Source organism: Kluyvera sp. STS39-E, from assembly GCF_040932435.1.
Lineage (GTDB): Bacteria > Pseudomonadota > Gammaproteobacteria > Enterobacterales > Enterobacteriaceae > Kluyvera.
This window is the reverse complement of sequence record NZ_JBFQGA010000005.1, coordinates 288,498-305,101: the sequence shown is the minus strand read 5'-3', so window position 1 is coordinate 305,101 and position 16,604 is coordinate 288,498. Positions and strand designations below refer to the sequence as shown.

Here is a 16,604-nt window from a genome sequence, read left to right as displayed (position 1 = left end):
CTGCGCTTATCCGGCCTACAAAAAACCGGCCCTTGGGCCGGTTCTCGGTAAGAGTAGGCTGGATAAGGCGTTTACGCCGCCATCCGGCACAAACCCAGCACGATGGCCGGGTTCACTGTCTTACGCGTTTTTAGCTGCTTCTGCTGCTTTAACGATTACCGCGAAAGCGTCTGCCTTCAGGGATGCGCCGCCAACCAGTGCGCCGTCGATGTCTGGCTGGGTGAACAGTTCTGCTGCGTTAGATGCGTTTACGGAACCGCCGTACTGAATGATAACCTGCTCGGCGATTTTCGCGTCAGCTTTAGCAATGTGGTCACGGATGAATTTGTGAACCGCCTGAGCTTGAGCTGGAGTTGCAGATTTGCCGGTACCGATAGCCCATACTGGTTCGTAAGCGATAACCACGCCTTCGAACGCTGCTGCGCCCTGAGTTTTCAGTACTGCGTCAATCTGACGTGCGCAAACTTCTTCAGTTTTGCCTGCTTCGTTTTCTGCTTCGGTTTCACCGATGCACAGAACTGGGATCAGACCCTGCTCTTTCAGCACGGCGAATTTCTTCGCGATCAGTTCGTCGGACTCTTTGTGGTAAGTACGACGCTCTGAGTGACCGATGATGATGTAGGTTGCGCCAACATCTTTGAGCATTTCAGCGGAAGTTTCGCCGGTGAATGCGCCAGACAGGTTCAGGTCAACGTTCTGCGCGCCCAGGTGGATGTGGCTGCCTGCAGCCGCGTGTTTAGCCAGATCGATGTACACTTCTGGCGGAGCGATAGCTACGCCACAGCCAGAAACACCAGCCAGCTCGGTACGCAGGTTAGCAATCAGCTCGTTTACCATGTGGCGGCTGCCGTTCAGTTTCCAGTTACCCATCACTAAAGGATGTCGCATTTCGATTCTCCACGCTTGTCAGCGAATTAAGGAATATGGCCGCCCTTTAGGGCAGCATGGTCTGTGAAACAGTATAGAGATTGAAAGCCATGAAGGCTTTGCTTTTTATCATTTATTCTGCCCCTCAAGATTTTCAGATAGCGCCAGCTTAATCGGTTCAACTGCGAAGGTCAGCCCCTTTTCGCCATTATCTGCGACAACATAGCGAACGGCACCTTCGGTGCTGGTGAAGTAGCGCTTTCCTTTGCCTTGGGTCAGCAGCTTTTGTAACTTTTGCTGGCTTTGCGGCTTTGTCAGCGTGGGAAGTACCGCACGCATTAACGCGCTCATGTAATCCTGTGCTTTTGCTTTTGCCGCTTTTTGATCCGGCCCCTGAATCGGCAGCCAGGTTATCTGGATAGATTTAATTTTTAAGGTACCGCGCTCAAGTGCCGCTGAGGCGTATAAGTTCTCGTTAATTTTGCTGGCGGCGCGGGTGATCGTAAGCTGGTCGCGGCTTGAAGATATTGAGCGGAACTCGCCAAGCGGCAGGGTAGGGTTATCGGTATTAAATTTTTCCCGAAACTGGCTGATAGAGAGGTCAAATGCCGGAGCGCCCGTTAGAAGATACGGAGCAACGGCCGTAGACGTTTCCGCCGACAGCGCAGCCTGACCGGTACAGAGCGTGATGAGCCCAACCAGACATAGCGTTATCCATTTTTTCATGCCAATCGTTCTCCTGTTTGCAGATGACGATTAAAACGGGAACCGACGCGCTTGTCAAAATGTGCCCGCTTCGGGGTAAACTACGCGCACTAAAAGAATAGGGAACAGTACATGACTCTGCAGCAGTGGTTATTTTCCATTAAAGGGCGCATTGGTCGCCGTGATTTCTGGATTTGGATAGGGCTCTGGGCGGTGACGATGGTCGCGCTGTTTAGCCTCGCTGGCGGCGGGCTTATCGATCTGCAGACGGCAGCGTTTATGCTGGTATGTCTGCTGTGGCCGACGGCTGCGGTGACAATTAAACGGCTACACGATCGCGGTAAATCGGGCCTTTGGGCGCTGCTGATGGTGCTAGCGTGGATGTTGCTGGCCGGGAACTGGTCGATGCTGCCTGGCGTTTGGCAGTGGGGCGTTGGGCGTTTTATTCCCACGCTGATAATCGTGATGATGCTTATCGACCTGGGCGCGTTTGTGGGGACCCAGGGCGAAAACAAATACGGCAAAGATACGCTAGCCGTGAAGTACCGCGCCGACACGTAGGCCGGATAAGGCGCGTTAGCGTCGCCATCCGGCAAAATGCCCGGGGCGCTTACCGGGCAGTGAAACGTTCTTACCAGTAGTGTTCGGCGGTCATATGACCCGGCCGGCGGCGCAGATGCTTGGCCATCTGCCGGGTTTCCTTCAGCAACTGCTGGGTATCGCGCACCATTTGCGGGTTGCCACACAGCATGATGTGGCTGGTTTCGGCGCTTATCGGTAAACCAATCGCTCCTTCCAGTACACCGCTTTCAATGAGCGCCGGAATGCGTCCGGTCAATGCGTCCGGCGTAGTTTCACGGCTGACGACCGTCTGAATCCGTAATTTACCGGCGAAGCGTTGTTCCAGCGCCCGCATCTGTGGCAGATAGCTTAAATCTGCGGCGTAGCGCGCGGCGTGGACCAGCACCAGATTTTTAAAGCGCTCGAGATCTTTGCCTTCTTCCAGAATCGACAAATACGGGCCAATGGCCGTCCCGGTGGCAATCATCCACAGCGTTTCGCAGTCGGGAATTTCATCGAGGACAAAGAAACCCGCTGCTTCGCTTACCACCTGAATGTCGTCGCCGGGTTTCAGCGCCGCCAGTCGAGGGCTGAGCTTGCCTTCAGGCACGGTGACCAGATAGAACTCGAGATCGGGATTGCTGGGGGCGTTAACGTAGGAATAGGCGCGCTGAACGCGTTCGCCGTCGACATCCAGTCCCAGCTTGGCAAATTGGCCTGCGGTGAACGGCTGAACCGGTGCGTGGACAGTAAGGCTGAACAGTGCATCAGTCCAGTTATGCACTTTTACGACTTTGCCTGTAACCCAGTCTGCCATGGCCTTTCTCCCCCTTGATTTCGTTACCCTATCTTCACCGCGACGGGTGAAGATTTCCAGCCCCAAAGGGCTGGAAAGCTCGATTGATCAAATGAATTACAGAATGTGACGCTGGATTTCAGTGTCTTTGCGATCGAGGTAGTGAATCGACTGAATTCGGCGAATGGTGCGTGACTTACCGCGAATGAGCAGCGTCTCGGTCGTGGCGATATTGCCCTTGCGGGTAATCCCTTCCAGCAGATCGCCTTTGGTGATGCCGGTGGCGGAGAAAATAACGTTGTCACTGCGCGCCATGTCGTCCAGCGTCAGCACAATACCCGCTTCAATGCCCATCTCTTTACAGCGGGCCAGCTCGTTTTCACCGATTCTGCGGTTTTCTTCGTTGTCGCCTTTCACGTGGTGACGGGCCAGCAAGCGACCGTGCATGTCACCATCCAGTGCGCGAATAACGGCGGCGGATACCACGCCTTCCGGTGCACCGCCGATGCCATACATGACGTCCACTTCGCTGTCCGGCATGCAGGTTAGGATAGAAGCGGCAACGTCACCGTCGGGAATGGCGAACACACGAACACCCAACTTCTGAAGGTCGGCAATTACCTGGTCGTGACGCGGCTTGGCGAGGATAGTCACCGTCAATTCACCCAGCGGCTTATCCAGCGCACGGGCGACGTTGCGCAGGTTTTCTTCCAGTGGTCTGTTGAGATCGATAGTCCCCTTAGCACCGGGGCCGACAATCAACTTTTCCATATACATATCAGGTGCGTTGAGGAAGCAGCCTTTGTCACCGACGGCCAGCACTGCCAGCGCGTTGGACTGGCCCATGGCAGTCATGCGGGTGCCTTCGATTGGGTCGACGGCGATATCCACCGCATCGCCATTTCCGGTACCGACCGACTCGCCGATGTAGAGCATTGGCGCTTCATCGATTTCGCCTTCGCCAATGACGATGGTACCGTCAATGTTGACCTTGTTGAGCATAATACGCATGGCGTTAACCGCCGCACCGTCAGCGGTATTTTTATCGCCACGGCCCAGCCATTTGTAGCCTGCCAGCGCCGCTGCTTCGGTGACGCGCGAAAATTCGATAGCCAGTTCTCGTCTCATTACAAACTCGTCCAGGAAGTGAAATTGTGCGAAGTTTAGCACAGCCCTCTATAGGCTGCGGTTATCGCTACGCGTTGGAATAGCGTTCGGTTTCCGGCATCCAGCGCTCTATGAGCGCGTTGGCCTGCTGCGGATAACGTTCATGAATATGACGCGCCAGGCGCTGAACTTCGGGGATCATTGCTTGATCGCGCAGTAAATCTGCAACTTTGAATTCAGCATTGCCCGTTTGGCGGGTACCGAGAAGCTCGCCTGGACCACGAATTTCGAGGTCCTTCTGAGCAATCACGAAACCGTCGTTGCTGTCGCGCAGCACCTGCAGACGCAGCTGTGCGGTTTTGGATAGCGGCGATTTATAGAGCAGCACACAGTGTGAAGCCACTGCGCCACGGCCCACACGACCGCGTAGCTGATGAAGCTGTGCTAGCCCCAGTCGCTCGGGATTTTCGATAATCATCAGGCTGGCGTTGGGAACGTCGACGCCGACTTCAATCACCGTAGTCGCAATCAACAAATGCAGTTCGCCCTGTTTGAAAGATTGCATCACTGCCTGCTTTTCAGCGGGTTTCATGCGCCCGTGAACCAGACCAATATTTAGCTCCGGCAGGGCCAGCTTGAGTTCTTCCCAGGTCGCTTCTGCGGCCTGCGCTTCCAGCAGGTCGGATTCTTCAATCAGCGTACAGACCCAGTAAGCTTGGCGGCTTTCGGTGGTGCAGGCATGGCGCACGCGGTTAATGATTTCCGGGCGGCGGGTATCCGCAATGGCGACGGTGGTCACCGGCGTTCTGCCCGGCGGCAGTTCGTCAATCACCGAAGTATCCAGATCGGCATAGGCGGTCATCGCGAGGGTTCGTGGGATTGGGGTGGCGGTCATGATCAACTGATGCGGATGGAAGCCCTGCTGCTTTCCCTTTTCCCACAACGCAAGGCGTTGATGCACGCCAAAGCGATGCTGTTCGTCGATGATCACCAGCGCAAGACCGTTGAACTGAACCTGTTCTTGGAAAATAGCATGGGTGCCGACAATCATCTGCACCTGGCCGCTGGCGATGGCTTCCTGCTGTGCCTGGCGCGCTTTGCCTTTTTGCTTACCGGCAAGCCAGCCAACCTCAATTCCGAGTGGCGCAAACCAGCTACGGAAGTTGTTGGCGTGCTGCTCGGCGAGCAATTCAGTTGGGGCCATCAGCGCCGCCTGCTTGCCGTGGGCAATCGCCCGCAGCGCGGCCAGCGCGGCAACTAGCGTTTTACCGGAGCCAACATCACCTTGTACTAGGCGCATCATCGGCACATCAAGCGCCATATCGTGTTCGATTTCTGCGACCACGCGGTTTTGTGCACCGGTTGGTTTGAACGGCAGCGAATCGAGAAAACGGTCTCTGAGATCGCCTTGAGCACCTAGCGCCAGCGCGTGATAGCGTTGAGCACCTGCGCGCAGCGCCAGCATACTGAGATTGTGTGCCAGCAGCTCTTCAAGAATTAAGCGCCGTTGTGCCGGGTGTTTACCGGTTTCTAAATCAGCGAGCTGGAGCGATGGCGGCGGGCGGTGCAGGGTGCGCAACGCTTCCGGCAGGCTCATCATGCCCTGTGCCAGCTCGGGTGGCAGCAGTTCGCTGATAGCGCAGGTATCCAGTAGCTCCAGCGCTTGGTCGGTGAGCTTGCGCAGCGTCGCCTGCTTAATGCCTTCGGTGGTGGGATAGACCGGTGTTAAGGTTTCCTGCAAATCTGGGGTGCTGAGATCGCCCTGCACGCGGTATTCCGGATGGATCATCTCCGCGCCGTACTTACCACGTTTTGCTTCGCCATAGGCCAGCACGCGGCGACCGGTGGCGAGGCTATTTTTCATTGCCGCATTGAAATTGAAAAAGCGCATCGTCAGGATGCCGGAACCGTCGCTTATCTGACAGGTCATCATCCGGCGGCCGCCAAATGTAATGGTGCTGTTCAGCACTTCGCCTTCGACAGTGGCATAGATGCCGGGCAGCAGTTCACCAATAGGGTAGAGCTGGGTGCGGTCTTCGTAACGTAGTGGTAGATGCAAAAGCAGGTCCTGCACCGTGTGCAGGCCAATTTTCGCCAGCCGATTGCTCTGCGCGGCACCGACGCCGGTCAGCGTATTGAGTGCTACAGCATCCAGCAGGCGGCTTTGCATCGTCGTTATCCTTTAGCCTGCATCGTTGCCCACCACGTCGCATCGGCTTCCACTTCGCCCCGTTCATTGACTCGGGGATAAGGTAAGCCCTTACTCTTTGCGACGTTCGCCAGCACCGGGTAGCCGCCTTCAAATAGCAGGCGCTGCTGTTCTTCGTCGGGCAGCATGCTGTTATCGCGGCGGTACATGCCGGCATTCTGCCGTTGGCGTTGTGCTTCATAGAGGATAAGCGCAGAGGCGACGGAGACGTTCAGTGACTGCACCATCCCAATCATCGGGATGATGATATCTTGATCTGCTAGGTCTAACGCTTCTTGGGTGATGCCGGTTTTTTCCTGCCCCATCAGAATACAGGTCGGGCGGGTGTAGTCGATCTCACGAAAATCAACGGCTTTATCAGAGAGATGGGTTGCCAGAACCTGCATGCCTTGGCTTTTTAGATGGGCAACTGCTTCACCGATAGTCGGGTGCGTTTTCACCTGCACCCAGCTGTTGCTACCTGCAGCCGATGAGGCCATGGTGCGCAAACGGCTGCCAGGCCAGACGGCGTGAACTTCATGAACGCCCACCGCATCGGCGGTGCGCACGATCGCCGAGACATTATGAGGCTTGTGGACCTGCTCCATGCAGACCGTCAGATCGGACTGACGTCTGGCGAGCATTTCACGAATACGCGCATAACGCTGTGAATTCATTAAACTAATTTCGGTTACGGGTGACTTTAATAACGTCCGGCATCACGCGAATTTTGCGCATGATATTCGCCAGATGCACGCGGTCACGCGCGGTTAGACGAATAAAGGCGCTATAAACACGGCCGTCTTTTTCTTCCGTATTCAGGCTTTGAATATTGGACGTCGCAGTATTGATGGCTGCCGTCAGGTTCGCCAGCGCACCCTGATGATTGAACATATCAACCTTAATTTCGGTGATAAATTCCTGCGCTGTCTCTTTATCCCACTCTACCGCCATGAATTTCTCAGGTTCTTTCTGATAGCCGCGAATGTTGCGACAAGATTCATGGTGAATAACCAGCCCCTTACCAGGGCTGACGTGGGCGATGATTGGATCGCCCGGGATAGGACGACAGCATTTTGCAAAGGTGATCAGTACGCCATCAGCGCCTTTAATTGGCAGATGGGTAAGCCCAGAGGCTCCCGGCGCCAGCGGCGTGGCTTCGCCTTGCTGTAGGTTTTTCGCGACGACGACGCTCATGGCATTGCCGAGACCGATTTCTGCCAGCAGGTCATCAAGGGTCGCAAGACGCATGCGGTCCAGCTCGCGCTGGATATGTTCAGGCGAAATCTCGGCAAGCTTGCGGCTGCCGCCCAGCGCATGGTTGAGCAGACGACGACCGAGGCTGACGGAATCGTCGCGCTTGAGGTTTTTCAGCAGTTGGCGAATTTTGGCGCGCGCTTTCGAGCTGACGACAAAATTGAGCCATGCGGCATTCGGGCGTGCGCCCGGTGCGGTAATGATTTCGACCGTCTGGCCGCTGGAAAGCGGCTGCGACAGCGGATAAGGCTGGCGGTCGACGCGGGCGCCGACGCAGGCATGACCGATATCGGTATGCACGGCATAGGCGAAGTCCACCGGCGTGGCGCCAGCAGGTAGTTCGACGATGCGGCCTTCCGGGGTGAAAACGTAAATCTCATCCGGGAAGAGATCGGATTTAACGCTCTCGATAAATTCAAACGAGCTACCGGCGCTTTGCTGTAGCTCCAGCAGGCTTTGCATCCAGCGCTGGGCGCGGATTTGCGCGGTGGTGCTGCTTTCGCCGCCGTGTTCTTTGTAGGCCCAGTGCGCCGCCACACCCATCTCCGCCATTTGATCCATGTCTTCGGTACGGATCTGGACTTCGACCGGGACGCCGTGCGGCCCAATCATCGAAGTGTGCAGAGATTGATATCCGTTGGCCTTCGGGATAGCGATATAGTCTTTCACGCGACCGGGGCGCGGCTTATACAGGCTATGCATTTGGCCAAGCACGCGATAGCAGGTGTCGGAATCATGGACAATGACGCGGAAGGCGTAGATATCCATGATCGAGTGAAAACGCTGCTCTTTCAGCACCATTTTGCAGTAGATAGAGTACAGATGCTTTTCGCGACCGCTGACGCGACACGGAATTCCCGCTTCCTGCAAACGCCCTTCAATTTCAGAAAGGATCTTCTGAATCATCTCTTTACGGTTACCGCGCGCGGCTTTCACCACTTCTTTGATGACGCGATAACGGTTTGGGTACAGCGCTTCAAAGCCCAGCTCTTCAAGCTCGGTTTTGATGTGGTGGATACCTAAACGGTGCGCCAGCGGGCTGTAAATTTCGAGGGTTTCACGGGCGATGCGACGGCGTTTATCCGGGCGTAATGAGCCCAGCGTGCGCATGTTGTGGGTACGGTCGGCAAGCTTGATGAGGATGACGCGGATATCCTGCACCATCGCCATAATCATCTTGCGAAAGTTTTCGGCCTGCGCCTCTTTCTTATCGCGGAACTTGAGCTTATCAAGTTTTGATACCCCCTCTACCAGCTCAGCAACGCTTTTGCCAAAGAGTTGCTCCATATCCTGGTAGGTGGCAGGGGTATCTTCAATCACGTCATGCAGCAGGGCGGCCATCAGCGTTTCATGGTCGAGTTTCATCTCGGCCAGAATGCAGGCTACCGCAACCGGGTGCGTGATATAGGGTTCACCGCTTGAACGTGTTTGCCCCTCGTGAGCGTCACGTGCAACGAGATAGGCCTGCCGAAGACGCTTGATCTGGTCTTCCGGCAGGTAATTTTGAATCAGCTGATTCAGGCTCTCAAACAGATACAAGGGCGACCCGCTATCTAATTAACGACGACCTTCAGCAATAGCGGTAACAGCTTGTAATTCAGCGGCTTCCTGCTCTTGCTGTTCCTGGCGCTCACGCACGTCGAGGATCTGGTTGTTGATCAGACCTTCTTCGATTTCGCGCAGCGCGATAACGGTGGTTTTATCGTTTTCTTCCGGTACCAGCGGATCTTTACCGCCAGTCTGCATCTGACGAGCGCGACGCGCGGCGACCAGTACCAGGTCAAAACGGTTACCAATTTTCTCTACAGCGTCCTGAACAGTTACGCGTGCCATACTTTAGTGCTCCACAGATGAAGAAATAACGGGGCATGATACTGAAAGTGGGTTCAGTCTGCCAATAATTTGCTGATTAAAGCGTCATGTCGCTGCTTTTGGCGGCTCATACGCAGTCGCTCAGCGCGGATGATCGTTTTCAGATCGCCCAGTGCGGTATCAAAATCATCATTGACGATGAGGTAATCATATTCCGCGTAATGGCTCATTTCTGCAACAGCCTGAGCCATACGTTTAGCGATAACTTCTTCGCTATCTTGACCGCGACCACGCAGGCGGCGGTCCAGTTCTATTCTGGACGGCGGTAAAATAAAGATACTGCGCGCGCCCGGCATGCTTTTACGAATCTGCTGTGCGCCCTGCCAGTCGATATCTAAGAAGACATCAACGCCGGTAGCCAAAACCTGCTCAATGGCTTTGCGCGACGTGCCGTAATAGTTACCAAAGACTTCAGCGTGTTCAAGAAACGCCTCTTCGCCAATCATCGTGCGGAATTCGTCGTGATTCACAAAGAAATAGTGTTCGCCATGCACTTCACCCGGACGCGGCGCGCGCGTGGTATGTGAAACAGATACCTGGGAATCGTACAGCGGTTGGGTTTTCAATAAAGCCTGAATCAGGCTGGATTTACCCGCGCCACTAGGGGCGGAAACAATATAGAGCGTGCCTTGAGCCATGAGTGTCTTTTGTATGTGATTATCGAAAGAGAACTTACATACGAGCCTATTATACACGGCGCCGCTACGCGACGTAGCCTTTGTCACACTTTTTACGGCAGTTTATTTTATTTTTCGCGCCGTTTTCCTGAATTCTCTGCACGTTGCTGCAACAAACTCTTTCTCTCAGAAGGCCGCTCGGAAAAGGGGGAATCACCCCTCGCATTGCCAATATCGCTGCGATACAAACGGTTATCCGCTATGGAGGGGAAATGATGAGCCGATGGTTGATAATCGTAGCGCTATTTTTGACGGCACATGTTCAGGCAACTTGCCCGGTCTGGTCACCGGAACGCGCCGAGCGAGAAATCGCGCAGCTACAGGGGCAGTTAGCGAAATGGAATGAAGCGTATTGGCATAAGGGGGCGAGTGAGGTCAGCGACGGTGTTTATGACCAACTCTCAGCACGTCTCGCCGGCTGGCAGGGCTGCTTTGGTTCTGTCGCCGCAGAGAATACCAGTTTGCTCCCGCTGCAAGGGGCGGTGAGTCATCCCGTGGCGCATACTGGCGTGCGTAAACTTGCTGACGCGCAGGCGGTTGGGCAGTGGATGCAGGGCAAAAAAGATCTGTGGATACAGCCAAAAGTGGATGGTGTTGCAGTGACTCTGGTTTATAAGCAGGGGCATTTGCAGCGCGTTATCAGTCGGGGCGATGGTTTACAAGGAGAAGACTGGACGCAAAAGGCACGGCGTATTCCGTCGCTGCCGCAAAAGGTCGATGGCGCGCTGGCCAATAGCGTCCTGCAGGGAGAGATTTTCCTGCGCGCTAAAGGGCATGTACAACAAAAAATGGGTGGCATGAATGCGCGTTCGCAGGTCGCTGGGCTGCTGATGCAGCAAGACGAAAGCCCATCGCTATCGCAGTTGTCGGTTTTTATCTGGGCATGGCCTGACGGACCGGCCGCGATGCGTGAACGGTTGGTGTTGTTGTCGGCTTCTGGCTTTGATCTTGTTGCTCGTTATTCCTATCCGATTTCGCAATTCAAAGAGGTTGCCGACTGGCGTGAACGTTGGTTTACCTCTCCTTTACCCTTTGCGACTGATGGGGTTGTGATTCGTGCGGGGAAAGAACCGAACGGCGAACGCTGGCGGCCTGCGCAGGGAACGTGGCTAGCGGCGTGGAAGTACCGACCAGTTTCACAGGTGGCTGAGGTAAGAGGGATCCGCTTTACGATTGGGCGCACCGGTAAGATTGCCGTGGTCGCCGAGCTGGAACCCATTACGCTGGATGACAAGCAGGTGCAGCGTGTCAGTATTGGTTCTGTGCAGCGCTGGCAAAAACTGGATATCACGATTGGCGATCAGCTTCTGGTGAGCCTGGCAGGACAAGGGATACCACGATTGGATAATGTTGTTTGGCGTGGCATGGATAGGACAAAACCCACGCCACCTATTCCTCGTTACCACCCACTAAGCTGTTTCTACCGCTCGCCAGATTGCCAGGAGCAATTTCTGGCCCGCCTTAGCTGGCTGGGGGGCTCACAGGTACTCGATATTGAAGGCATCGGAGAAGCTGGATGGAGAACGCTCATGATGGCACATCCTTTCACCCATATTTTCTCTTGGCTTGAACTGACGCCAAAACAGCTAGAAGAGACACCGGGGATAACCGTGACACGGGCGCAATTACTCTGGCACCGTTTTAATATCGCGCGCCAACAGCCCTTCTCCCTTTGGCTAAAAGCGCTGGGACTACCTCTGCCTTCTGCTGCGATGAAGGCAATCAATGACCGCTCTTGGGCCCAGCTAGAGGCTCGTGACGAACTGCACTGGCGGAATTTGCCGGGCGTCGGCCCAGAAAAAGCCCGTAATCTGATGGCATTTATTCACCATCCCACGATGGTCAAACTCGCCGGGCAGCTACAAATATTGGGCATAAGTGGCTTTCGCTAGTGAGTCTCATGGCGGTAGTGGAACACCGGTAGCCCTAATTTTAGTCTCAGTGCCAGCATACGAGCGGTAAAGCCAAACAGCAGCGTAGAAATCACCACGACATCATGGTTGCTGACGTAATGCTGTAAGGCGACGTACAGCACCGCAGCAGCGAAGGAGATGCCAGCGTATAACTCTTTTTGGAATACCAGAGGGATGCGTTTACAGAACATATCACGCAGTATTCCGCCAAATACGCCGGTGACAACCGCCGCGATAATCGCGATAACTGGGCCTTGTCCCATATCCAACGCTACCTGAGCGCCGATGATGGAAAAGACAACAAGACCGATGGCATCCAGTACCAGAAACAGGCGGCGCAGATGTGGCATGACCGGAGCAACAATGGTCGTCAGCACCGCAGCAATCACCACGATGATGATGTATTCCGGATGCTGTACCCAACCTAATGGATAGTGGCCAAGTAGCATATCGCGTACCGATCCACCGCCTAGCGCGGTGGCGGTGGCGATAATAATCACGCCGAAGGTATCCATGCGACGACGTCCGGCGGCTAAGGCGCCGGTCATGGCTTCGGCGGTGATGCCGATAAGGTAAAGGATGTGCAGTAACATATTCGCTCCCAGTCAGAATGGCAGGAGGTTAGCGATTTGTGTGCTTCGTCACGATTGAGATTTTCTAAGGCAAGTGGTTATAGATTATAAAAACTAATCTAATGGTCTTTTCTATATGCAGTATTTGCGGCTTTTAATGATATTTTTTTATCTTTTCATGATTAGAAAATATAATTAATTATTGGTGGGTTTGGCATACGATAGTCCAAAAAAAGCCGCTTCAAACGAAGCGGCCTGAAGGGGCTACTGATTACCCGTCTGCTCGCCGTAAGGCAGCTTATCGTAATCCGTTAGCGCATTTTTATTGTACGGATTGCCAATCCATCGTGTGGACTCCACAAACTGCGGGCTGGTGAGCGCGCGGGTTGGGTCGAAATTGTCATAGCTCAATCCTGCTAGGTCGGACCAAGTATGGATAAGCTCGGAGCTGCTGTATTTACGATTCACATCCTGTGAGAAATCACGCGGGTGGGCCTCATGCCATTTCTCCGATGTCCACAGCAGGAACGGGATGGTGTACATATGGCGGGTTGGCTCGGTCTCGTTACGGCCCTGCGTTTTATGCGGTGGGGTGTCATACACCTCTTCTCCGTGATCGGAGAAGTACAGCAGGAAGCCGTTTGGATCGGTGGCCTTGTAATCCTTGATAAGGCTTGAGACAACGAAGTCGTTGTACAGGTTGGCGTTATCATAGGTGTTGTAAGTATCCTGCTCTTCTTGGCTCAGGCCCGCCGGCATGGTGTCGGTTTTGCCGGAGAATTTGTTCCAAGTTTCCGGGTAGCGATACTCGTATTTAATGTGCGTACCCAGCAGGTGAACGATAATAAACTTCTTCGGTGCCGGGTCTGCCAGAACCTGTTTGAACGGTGCCAGAACGTTTGAATCGTATTCACGGGCGCTCTGGGTACGTTGCTGGTTCATGTAGAACTGCTGATCGGTCTGCTTTGAGAAAACCGTCAGCATTGTGTTGCGCGACGTCATCGTCTGCTGGTTGGTGATCCAGAAGGTTTTATAACCCGCCTGTTTCATCAGATTCATCAGCGAAGGTTTGGTCAGATAGAGATCGGGATTCTTTTCATTTGCGAAGGTCAGCGCCTGTTGCAAAATCTCGATGGTATACGGACGAGATGTCACGACGTCGTTGAAGACGGTGAAGTTGGGGTCTGACTTACGCAGCGCATCCAGTTCCGGCGTGGTTTCACGCGGATAACCGTAAAGGCTCATATGCCCGCGCTGTGTTGATTCGCCAATCACCAGAACCAGCGTACGTGGTGTGTCACCGCTACTGTCTTTTAAATTGGCCAGCGGCGGCAGCGCGTGGTTGTCATTGAGCAACCGGGTCAGGCTATCCAACTGGTGATGGTATTGATAATAACCGGTGATGAACTGCCATGGAGCTGCAGGTGCAAGGCGCGTTGAAATGCCATCAAGCACGTCACCAACCGGTTTATTTTTCATCACGACCCCTGACACCAATGGGTTCAGGATCAGTCCGTACACTAGGGCAAAAGAGACCAGCCAGCGCCATGGTTTTGGAATATAAACCGGGCGTAGGCGCGTCCATAAAAGAATGGCAATCGCGGTGTAAACCAGCGCGACCAGCACGATCTTCATGCTGAAATATTGGCTAAAGAACTCGCCCGCTTCATTGGTGTTGGTTTCAAACATCACGAATAAAACGCTTTGCGAGAACTCCTGACCGTAAATAACGTAGTAACTAATTGCTGCAAGCGATGCGCCCCAAAGCACAACGCCAATAATGGCCCCGATAATGCGGGTTTGCTTTGGAAACAGGAAGATAGGTGCCAGCCATAACAGACTAAAGAGAATGGAGTCCCTTAATCCGTTAGAACCGCTGTAACCGGTAGCGTAGATAACAAGCTGTAATGCAGTGGAAAAGAAACAAAAATACAATACGGCCCAGCCAAGGGCCTTCCAGCTAAATGCTGGCGTACTCTGAGTAGTCGTGAATTGCATACGTTTAACTTTATTTAATGTGAAGGCGGCCAGTCTAGCCACCAATGCTTAAGATATAATTAGATGGGCACATCAGAAGGAATTAATAAAATAGTTACCTAAGGCGGCAACCATTTCCATTTAATTTATGTGTGAAATAACACTCTGATAAAACGCATCTTTTCCATAATCGTCCCTTTTGAAAAGGGTGGCTAATGATGCTATTTCTTGGAGAAAAAAGAAACTACTAGAATAAAAAATGCCCGCAATAAAGCAGGCATTCATTTAGCGATATAACAATCTGAAATTATTCGATATTCTGAATCTGCTCGCGCATTTGCTCGATTAAAACTTTCAGTTCGATAGCCGATTTTGTGACGTCGGCGTTAATGGATTTTGATGCCAGCGTATTCGACTCACGGTTGAATTCTTGCATCATAAAGTCCAGACGGCGACCTACTGCCTCTTTCTTCTTCAGAATGTTATAGGTTTCTTTTACGTGCGCTTCTAAACGATCCAGCTCTTCGGCAACATCAATACGCTGTGCCATCAGTACCAGTTCTTGTTCTAGGCGATTGTTTTCCAACTGAACTTCTGCGTCTTCCAGCTTGGCAACCAGACGTTCGCGCTGCCATTGCAGAATTTCAGGCATATGGGCGCGGACTTTCGTGACTTCGCCACTGACGCCTTCTAGGCGCTGTTCAATCAGTGTTTTCAGCGCCTGGCCTTCGGTTTCGCGGGCTACGATAAAGTCATCCAACGTGCCGTCCAGCGCGGCCAGAATGTCGGCGGAGATGGCATCTAAATCCTGTTCTTTCGCCGCCATCACACCAGGCCAGCGCAGAATATCGACCGGGTTGATTTCACCTTCGTCGCTCTGCATCTTGACCCAATTCGCTGCGTTAACCAGCTGTTTCGCCAAGTTTTCGTTAAGAATAAGCTCCCCTTGCGCGCTGGCATCTGGCTCAAAGCGCAAAGTACATTCTACTTTTCCGCGGGTCAGACGGGTACGCAGGCGTTCGCGGACAACGGGTTCGAGACTACGGAACTGTTCCGGCAGACGAAAATAAGTTTCGAGATAACGCTGGTTAACCGAGCGCAGTTCCCAAGCGGCGCTGCCCCAACTACCCTTGATTTCACGGCGGGCATAGGCGGTCATACTGCGGATCATAGACGTTCCTGTTTTTAAAGGAGAGATGGGGGAGATTATAGCCTCCGAGGGCTTATCAGGATAGGAATAAGCGCCGTTAATGCGGATAACTCTCCTTCGTCCGCCTTGATACAGCGTGAATGATTTTGTGTATAATGCGCAGCCACATTCGTTACAAGCCGGAGATTTTATCATGCGTCCAACAGGTCGTAGTGCCAACCAGGTGCGTCCCGTCACCCTGACCCGTAATTACACAAAACACGCTGAAGGCTCCGTGCTGGTCGAATTTGGTGACACCAAGGTGCTGTGCACCGCTTCCATTGATGAAGGTGTGCCGCGCTTCCTAAAAGGTCAAGGCCAGGGCTGGATCACCGCTGAATACGGCATGCTGCCGCGCGCCACTCATACCCGTAATGCTCGCGAAGCGGCAAAGGGTAAGCAGGGCGGTCGCACCATGGAAATTCAGCGTTTAATCGCTCGTGCGCTGCGTGCCGCGGTGGACCTGAAGGCGCTGGGTGAATTTACCATTACGCTGGACTGTGATGTTATCCAAGCTGACGGCGGCACTCGTACTGCGTCTATTACCGGTGCTTGTGTAGCTCTGGCTGATGCGTTGGGCAAGCTGGTTGCTGCGGGCAAACTGAAAACCAACCCAATGAAAGGGATGGTTGCAGCGGTTTCCGTGGGTATCGTTAACGGTGAAGCGCTGTGCGATCTGGAATACGTGGAAGATTCCGCGGCAGAAACCGATATGAACGTGGTGATGACCGAAGACGGGCGCATCATCGAGGTTCAGGGAACGGCGGAAGGCGAGCCGTTCACCCACGAAGAATTACTAACCCTGCTGGCATTGGCCAGAGGGGGAATCGAATCTATTGTCACGACGCAGAAGGCGGCGTTAGAAAATTGATTTTTAGGGCGACGTTGTCGCCCTTTTTTTTGTCCGTAATAAAGTGAGATGA

General features: G+C 53.7%; 15 protein-coding genes. 3 read left to right on the top strand and 12 right to left on the bottom strand.

All coding sequences use genetic code 11. The features are described 5' to 3' along the window. Nucleotides 1-120: 120 nt before the first annotated feature. Both tpiA and AB4K05_RS13105 read right to left on the bottom strand, forming a co-directional pair. Nucleotides 121-888, bottom strand: a complete 768-nt coding sequence (gene tpiA / locus AB4K05_RS13110; protein WP_368480398.1) for a triose-phosphate isomerase — start codon at nt 886-888, stop codon at nt 121-123. A 108-nt stretch (nt 889-996) separates the two neighbouring features. Beyond that, the gene (locus tag AB4K05_RS13105) at nt 997-1,593 is read right to left on the bottom strand and encodes a DUF1454 family protein (RefSeq protein WP_368480397.1); all 597 of its coding nucleotides are present in this window, start codon (nt 1,591-1,593) and stop codon (nt 997-999) included. Between the two features lie 111 nt (nt 1,594-1,704). Between AB4K05_RS13105 and AB4K05_RS13100 the strand changes: the two genes are divergently transcribed. Next, complete coding sequence (locus tag AB4K05_RS13100) at nt 1,705-2,133, top strand: DUF805 domain-containing protein (protein WP_368480396.1); 429 nt, start codon at nt 1,705-1,707, stop codon at nt 2,131-2,133. A 70-nt stretch (nt 2,134-2,203) separates the two neighbouring features. On the opposite strand, the gene fpr is transcribed toward AB4K05_RS13100, so the two are convergent. From fpr to gmk, 7 genes are all read right to left on the bottom strand, one after another. After that, complete coding sequence (fpr, locus tag AB4K05_RS13095) at nt 2,204-2,950, bottom strand: ferredoxin--NADP(+) reductase (RefSeq protein ID WP_368480395.1); 747 nt, start codon at nt 2,948-2,950, stop codon at nt 2,204-2,206. 96 nt (nt 2,951-3,046) lie between these two features. Continuing rightward, nucleotides 3,047-4,057 carry a class II fructose-bisphosphatase gene (gene glpX / locus AB4K05_RS13090; RefSeq protein ID WP_368480394.1) on the bottom strand — a complete coding sequence of 337 codons (1,011 nt, stop codon included), beginning with the start codon at nt 4,055-4,057 and terminating at the stop codon, nt 3,047-3,049. Nucleotides 4,058-4,124: 67 nt separating this feature from the next. Then, a complete protein-coding gene (gene recG / locus AB4K05_RS13085; protein WP_368480393.1) occupies nt 4,125-6,206 on the bottom strand; it encodes an ATP-dependent DNA helicase RecG in 2,082 nt (693 codons plus the stop codon). A gap of 5 nt (nt 6,207-6,211) precedes the next feature. Continuing rightward, a complete protein-coding gene (gene trmH, locus AB4K05_RS13080) occupies nt 6,212-6,901 on the bottom strand; it encodes a tRNA (guanosine(18)-2'-O)-methyltransferase TrmH (RefSeq protein WP_368480392.1) in 690 nt (229 codons plus the stop codon). Between the two features lie 4 nt (nt 6,902-6,905). Then, nucleotides 6,906-9,020: a bifunctional GTP diphosphokinase/guanosine-3',5'-bis pyrophosphate 3'-pyrophosphohydrolase gene (gene spoT, locus AB4K05_RS13075; protein WP_368480391.1), complete on the bottom strand. Its 2,115-nt coding sequence runs from the start codon at nt 9,018-9,020 to the stop codon at nt 6,906-6,908. An 18-nt stretch (nt 9,021-9,038) separates the two neighbouring features. Further along, the gene (gene rpoZ / locus AB4K05_RS13070) at nt 9,039-9,314 is read right to left on the bottom strand and encodes a DNA-directed RNA polymerase subunit omega (RefSeq protein WP_002442542.1); all 276 of its coding nucleotides are present in this window, start codon (nt 9,312-9,314) and stop codon (nt 9,039-9,041) included. Between the two features lie 53 nt (nt 9,315-9,367). Beyond that, a complete protein-coding gene (gene gmk, locus AB4K05_RS13065) occupies nt 9,368-9,991 on the bottom strand; it encodes a guanylate kinase (RefSeq protein ID WP_166515258.1) in 624 nt (207 codons plus the stop codon). Nucleotides 9,992-10,245: 254 nt separating this feature from the next. Between gmk and ligB the strand changes: the two genes are divergently transcribed. Beyond that, nucleotides 10,246-11,922 carry an NAD-dependent DNA ligase LigB gene (gene ligB, locus AB4K05_RS13060; RefSeq protein ID WP_368480567.1) on the top strand — a complete coding sequence of 559 codons (1,677 nt, stop codon included), beginning with the start codon at nt 10,246-10,248 and terminating at the stop codon, nt 11,920-11,922. Here the strand turns inward: ligB and AB4K05_RS13055 are convergent. The 3 genes from AB4K05_RS13055 to AB4K05_RS13045 form a co-directional block, all read right to left on the bottom strand. Then, nucleotides 11,919-12,536, bottom strand: a complete 618-nt coding sequence (locus tag AB4K05_RS13055; protein ID WP_368480390.1) for a trimeric intracellular cation channel family protein — start codon at nt 12,534-12,536, stop codon at nt 11,919-11,921. The genes ligB and AB4K05_RS13055 overlap by 4 nt on opposite strands. A gap of 243 nt (nt 12,537-12,779) precedes the next feature. After that, nucleotides 12,780-14,513 (bottom strand): phosphoethanolamine transferase CptA, encoded by a 1,734-nt coding sequence (locus AB4K05_RS13050; protein ID WP_368480389.1) that lies wholly within the window; start codon nt 14,511-14,513, stop codon nt 12,780-12,782. 286 nt (nt 14,514-14,799) lie between these two features. Further along, on the bottom strand, nt 14,800-15,663 hold the full coding sequence (locus tag AB4K05_RS13045; protein ID WP_368480388.1) for a YicC/YloC family endoribonuclease: 864 nt from the start codon (nt 15,661-15,663) through the stop codon (nt 14,800-14,802). A gap of 172 nt (nt 15,664-15,835) precedes the next feature. On the opposite strand from AB4K05_RS13045, the gene rph reads away from it, so the two are divergent. Further along, nucleotides 15,836-16,552 (top strand): ribonuclease PH, encoded by a 717-nt coding sequence (gene rph, locus AB4K05_RS13040; RefSeq protein WP_061281027.1) that lies wholly within the window; start codon nt 15,836-15,838, stop codon nt 16,550-16,552. Nucleotides 16,553-16,604: the final 52 nt, after the last annotated feature.

Excerpts from the sequence above, each read along its gene's own strand:
- trmH (WP_368480392.1), bottom strand. The coding sequence starts at position 6,901 with ATGAATTCACAGCGTTATGCGCGTATTCGTGAAATGCTCGCCAGACGT.
- rph (WP_061281027.1), top strand. The coding sequence starts at position 15,836 with ATGCGTCCAACAGGTCGTAGTGCCAACCAGGTGCGTCCCGTCACCCTG.
- AB4K05_RS13050 (WP_368480389.1), bottom strand. The coding sequence starts at position 14,513 with ATGCAATTCACGACTACTCAGAGTACGCCAGCATTTAGCTGGAAGGCC.
- AB4K05_RS13055 (WP_368480390.1), bottom strand. The coding sequence starts at position 12,536 with ATGTTACTGCACATCCTTTACCTTATCGGCATCACCGCCGAAGCCATG.
- AB4K05_RS13105 (WP_368480397.1), bottom strand. The coding sequence starts at position 1,593 with ATGAAAAAATGGATAACGCTATGTCTGGTTGGGCTCATCACGCTCTGT.
- rpoZ (WP_002442542.1), bottom strand. The coding sequence starts at position 9,314 with ATGGCACGCGTAACTGTTCAGGACGCTGTAGAGAAAATTGGTAACCGT.
- ligB (WP_368480567.1), top strand. The coding sequence starts at position 10,246 with ATGAGCCGATGGTTGATAATCGTAGCGCTATTTTTGACGGCACATGTT.
- glpX (WP_368480394.1), bottom strand. The coding sequence starts at position 4,057 with ATGAGACGAGAACTGGCTATCGAATTTTCGCGCGTCACCGAAGCAGCG.
- tpiA (WP_368480398.1), bottom strand. The coding sequence starts at position 888 with ATGCGACATCCTTTAGTGATGGGTAACTGGAAACTGAACGGCAGCCGC.
- fpr (WP_368480395.1), bottom strand. The coding sequence starts at position 2,950 with ATGGCAGACTGGGTTACAGGCAAAGTCGTAAAAGTGCATAACTGGACT.
- AB4K05_RS13100 (WP_368480396.1), top strand. The coding sequence starts at position 1,705 with ATGACTCTGCAGCAGTGGTTATTTTCCATTAAAGGGCGCATTGGTCGC.
- AB4K05_RS13045 (WP_368480388.1), bottom strand. The coding sequence starts at position 15,663 with ATGATCCGCAGTATGACCGCCTATGCCCGCCGTGAAATCAAGGGTAGT.
- recG (WP_368480393.1), bottom strand. The coding sequence starts at position 6,206 with ATGCAAAGCCGCCTGCTGGATGCTGTAGCACTCAATACGCTGACCGGC.
- gmk (WP_166515258.1), bottom strand. The coding sequence starts at position 9,991 with ATGGCTCAAGGCACGCTCTATATTGTTTCCGCCCCTAGTGGCGCGGGT.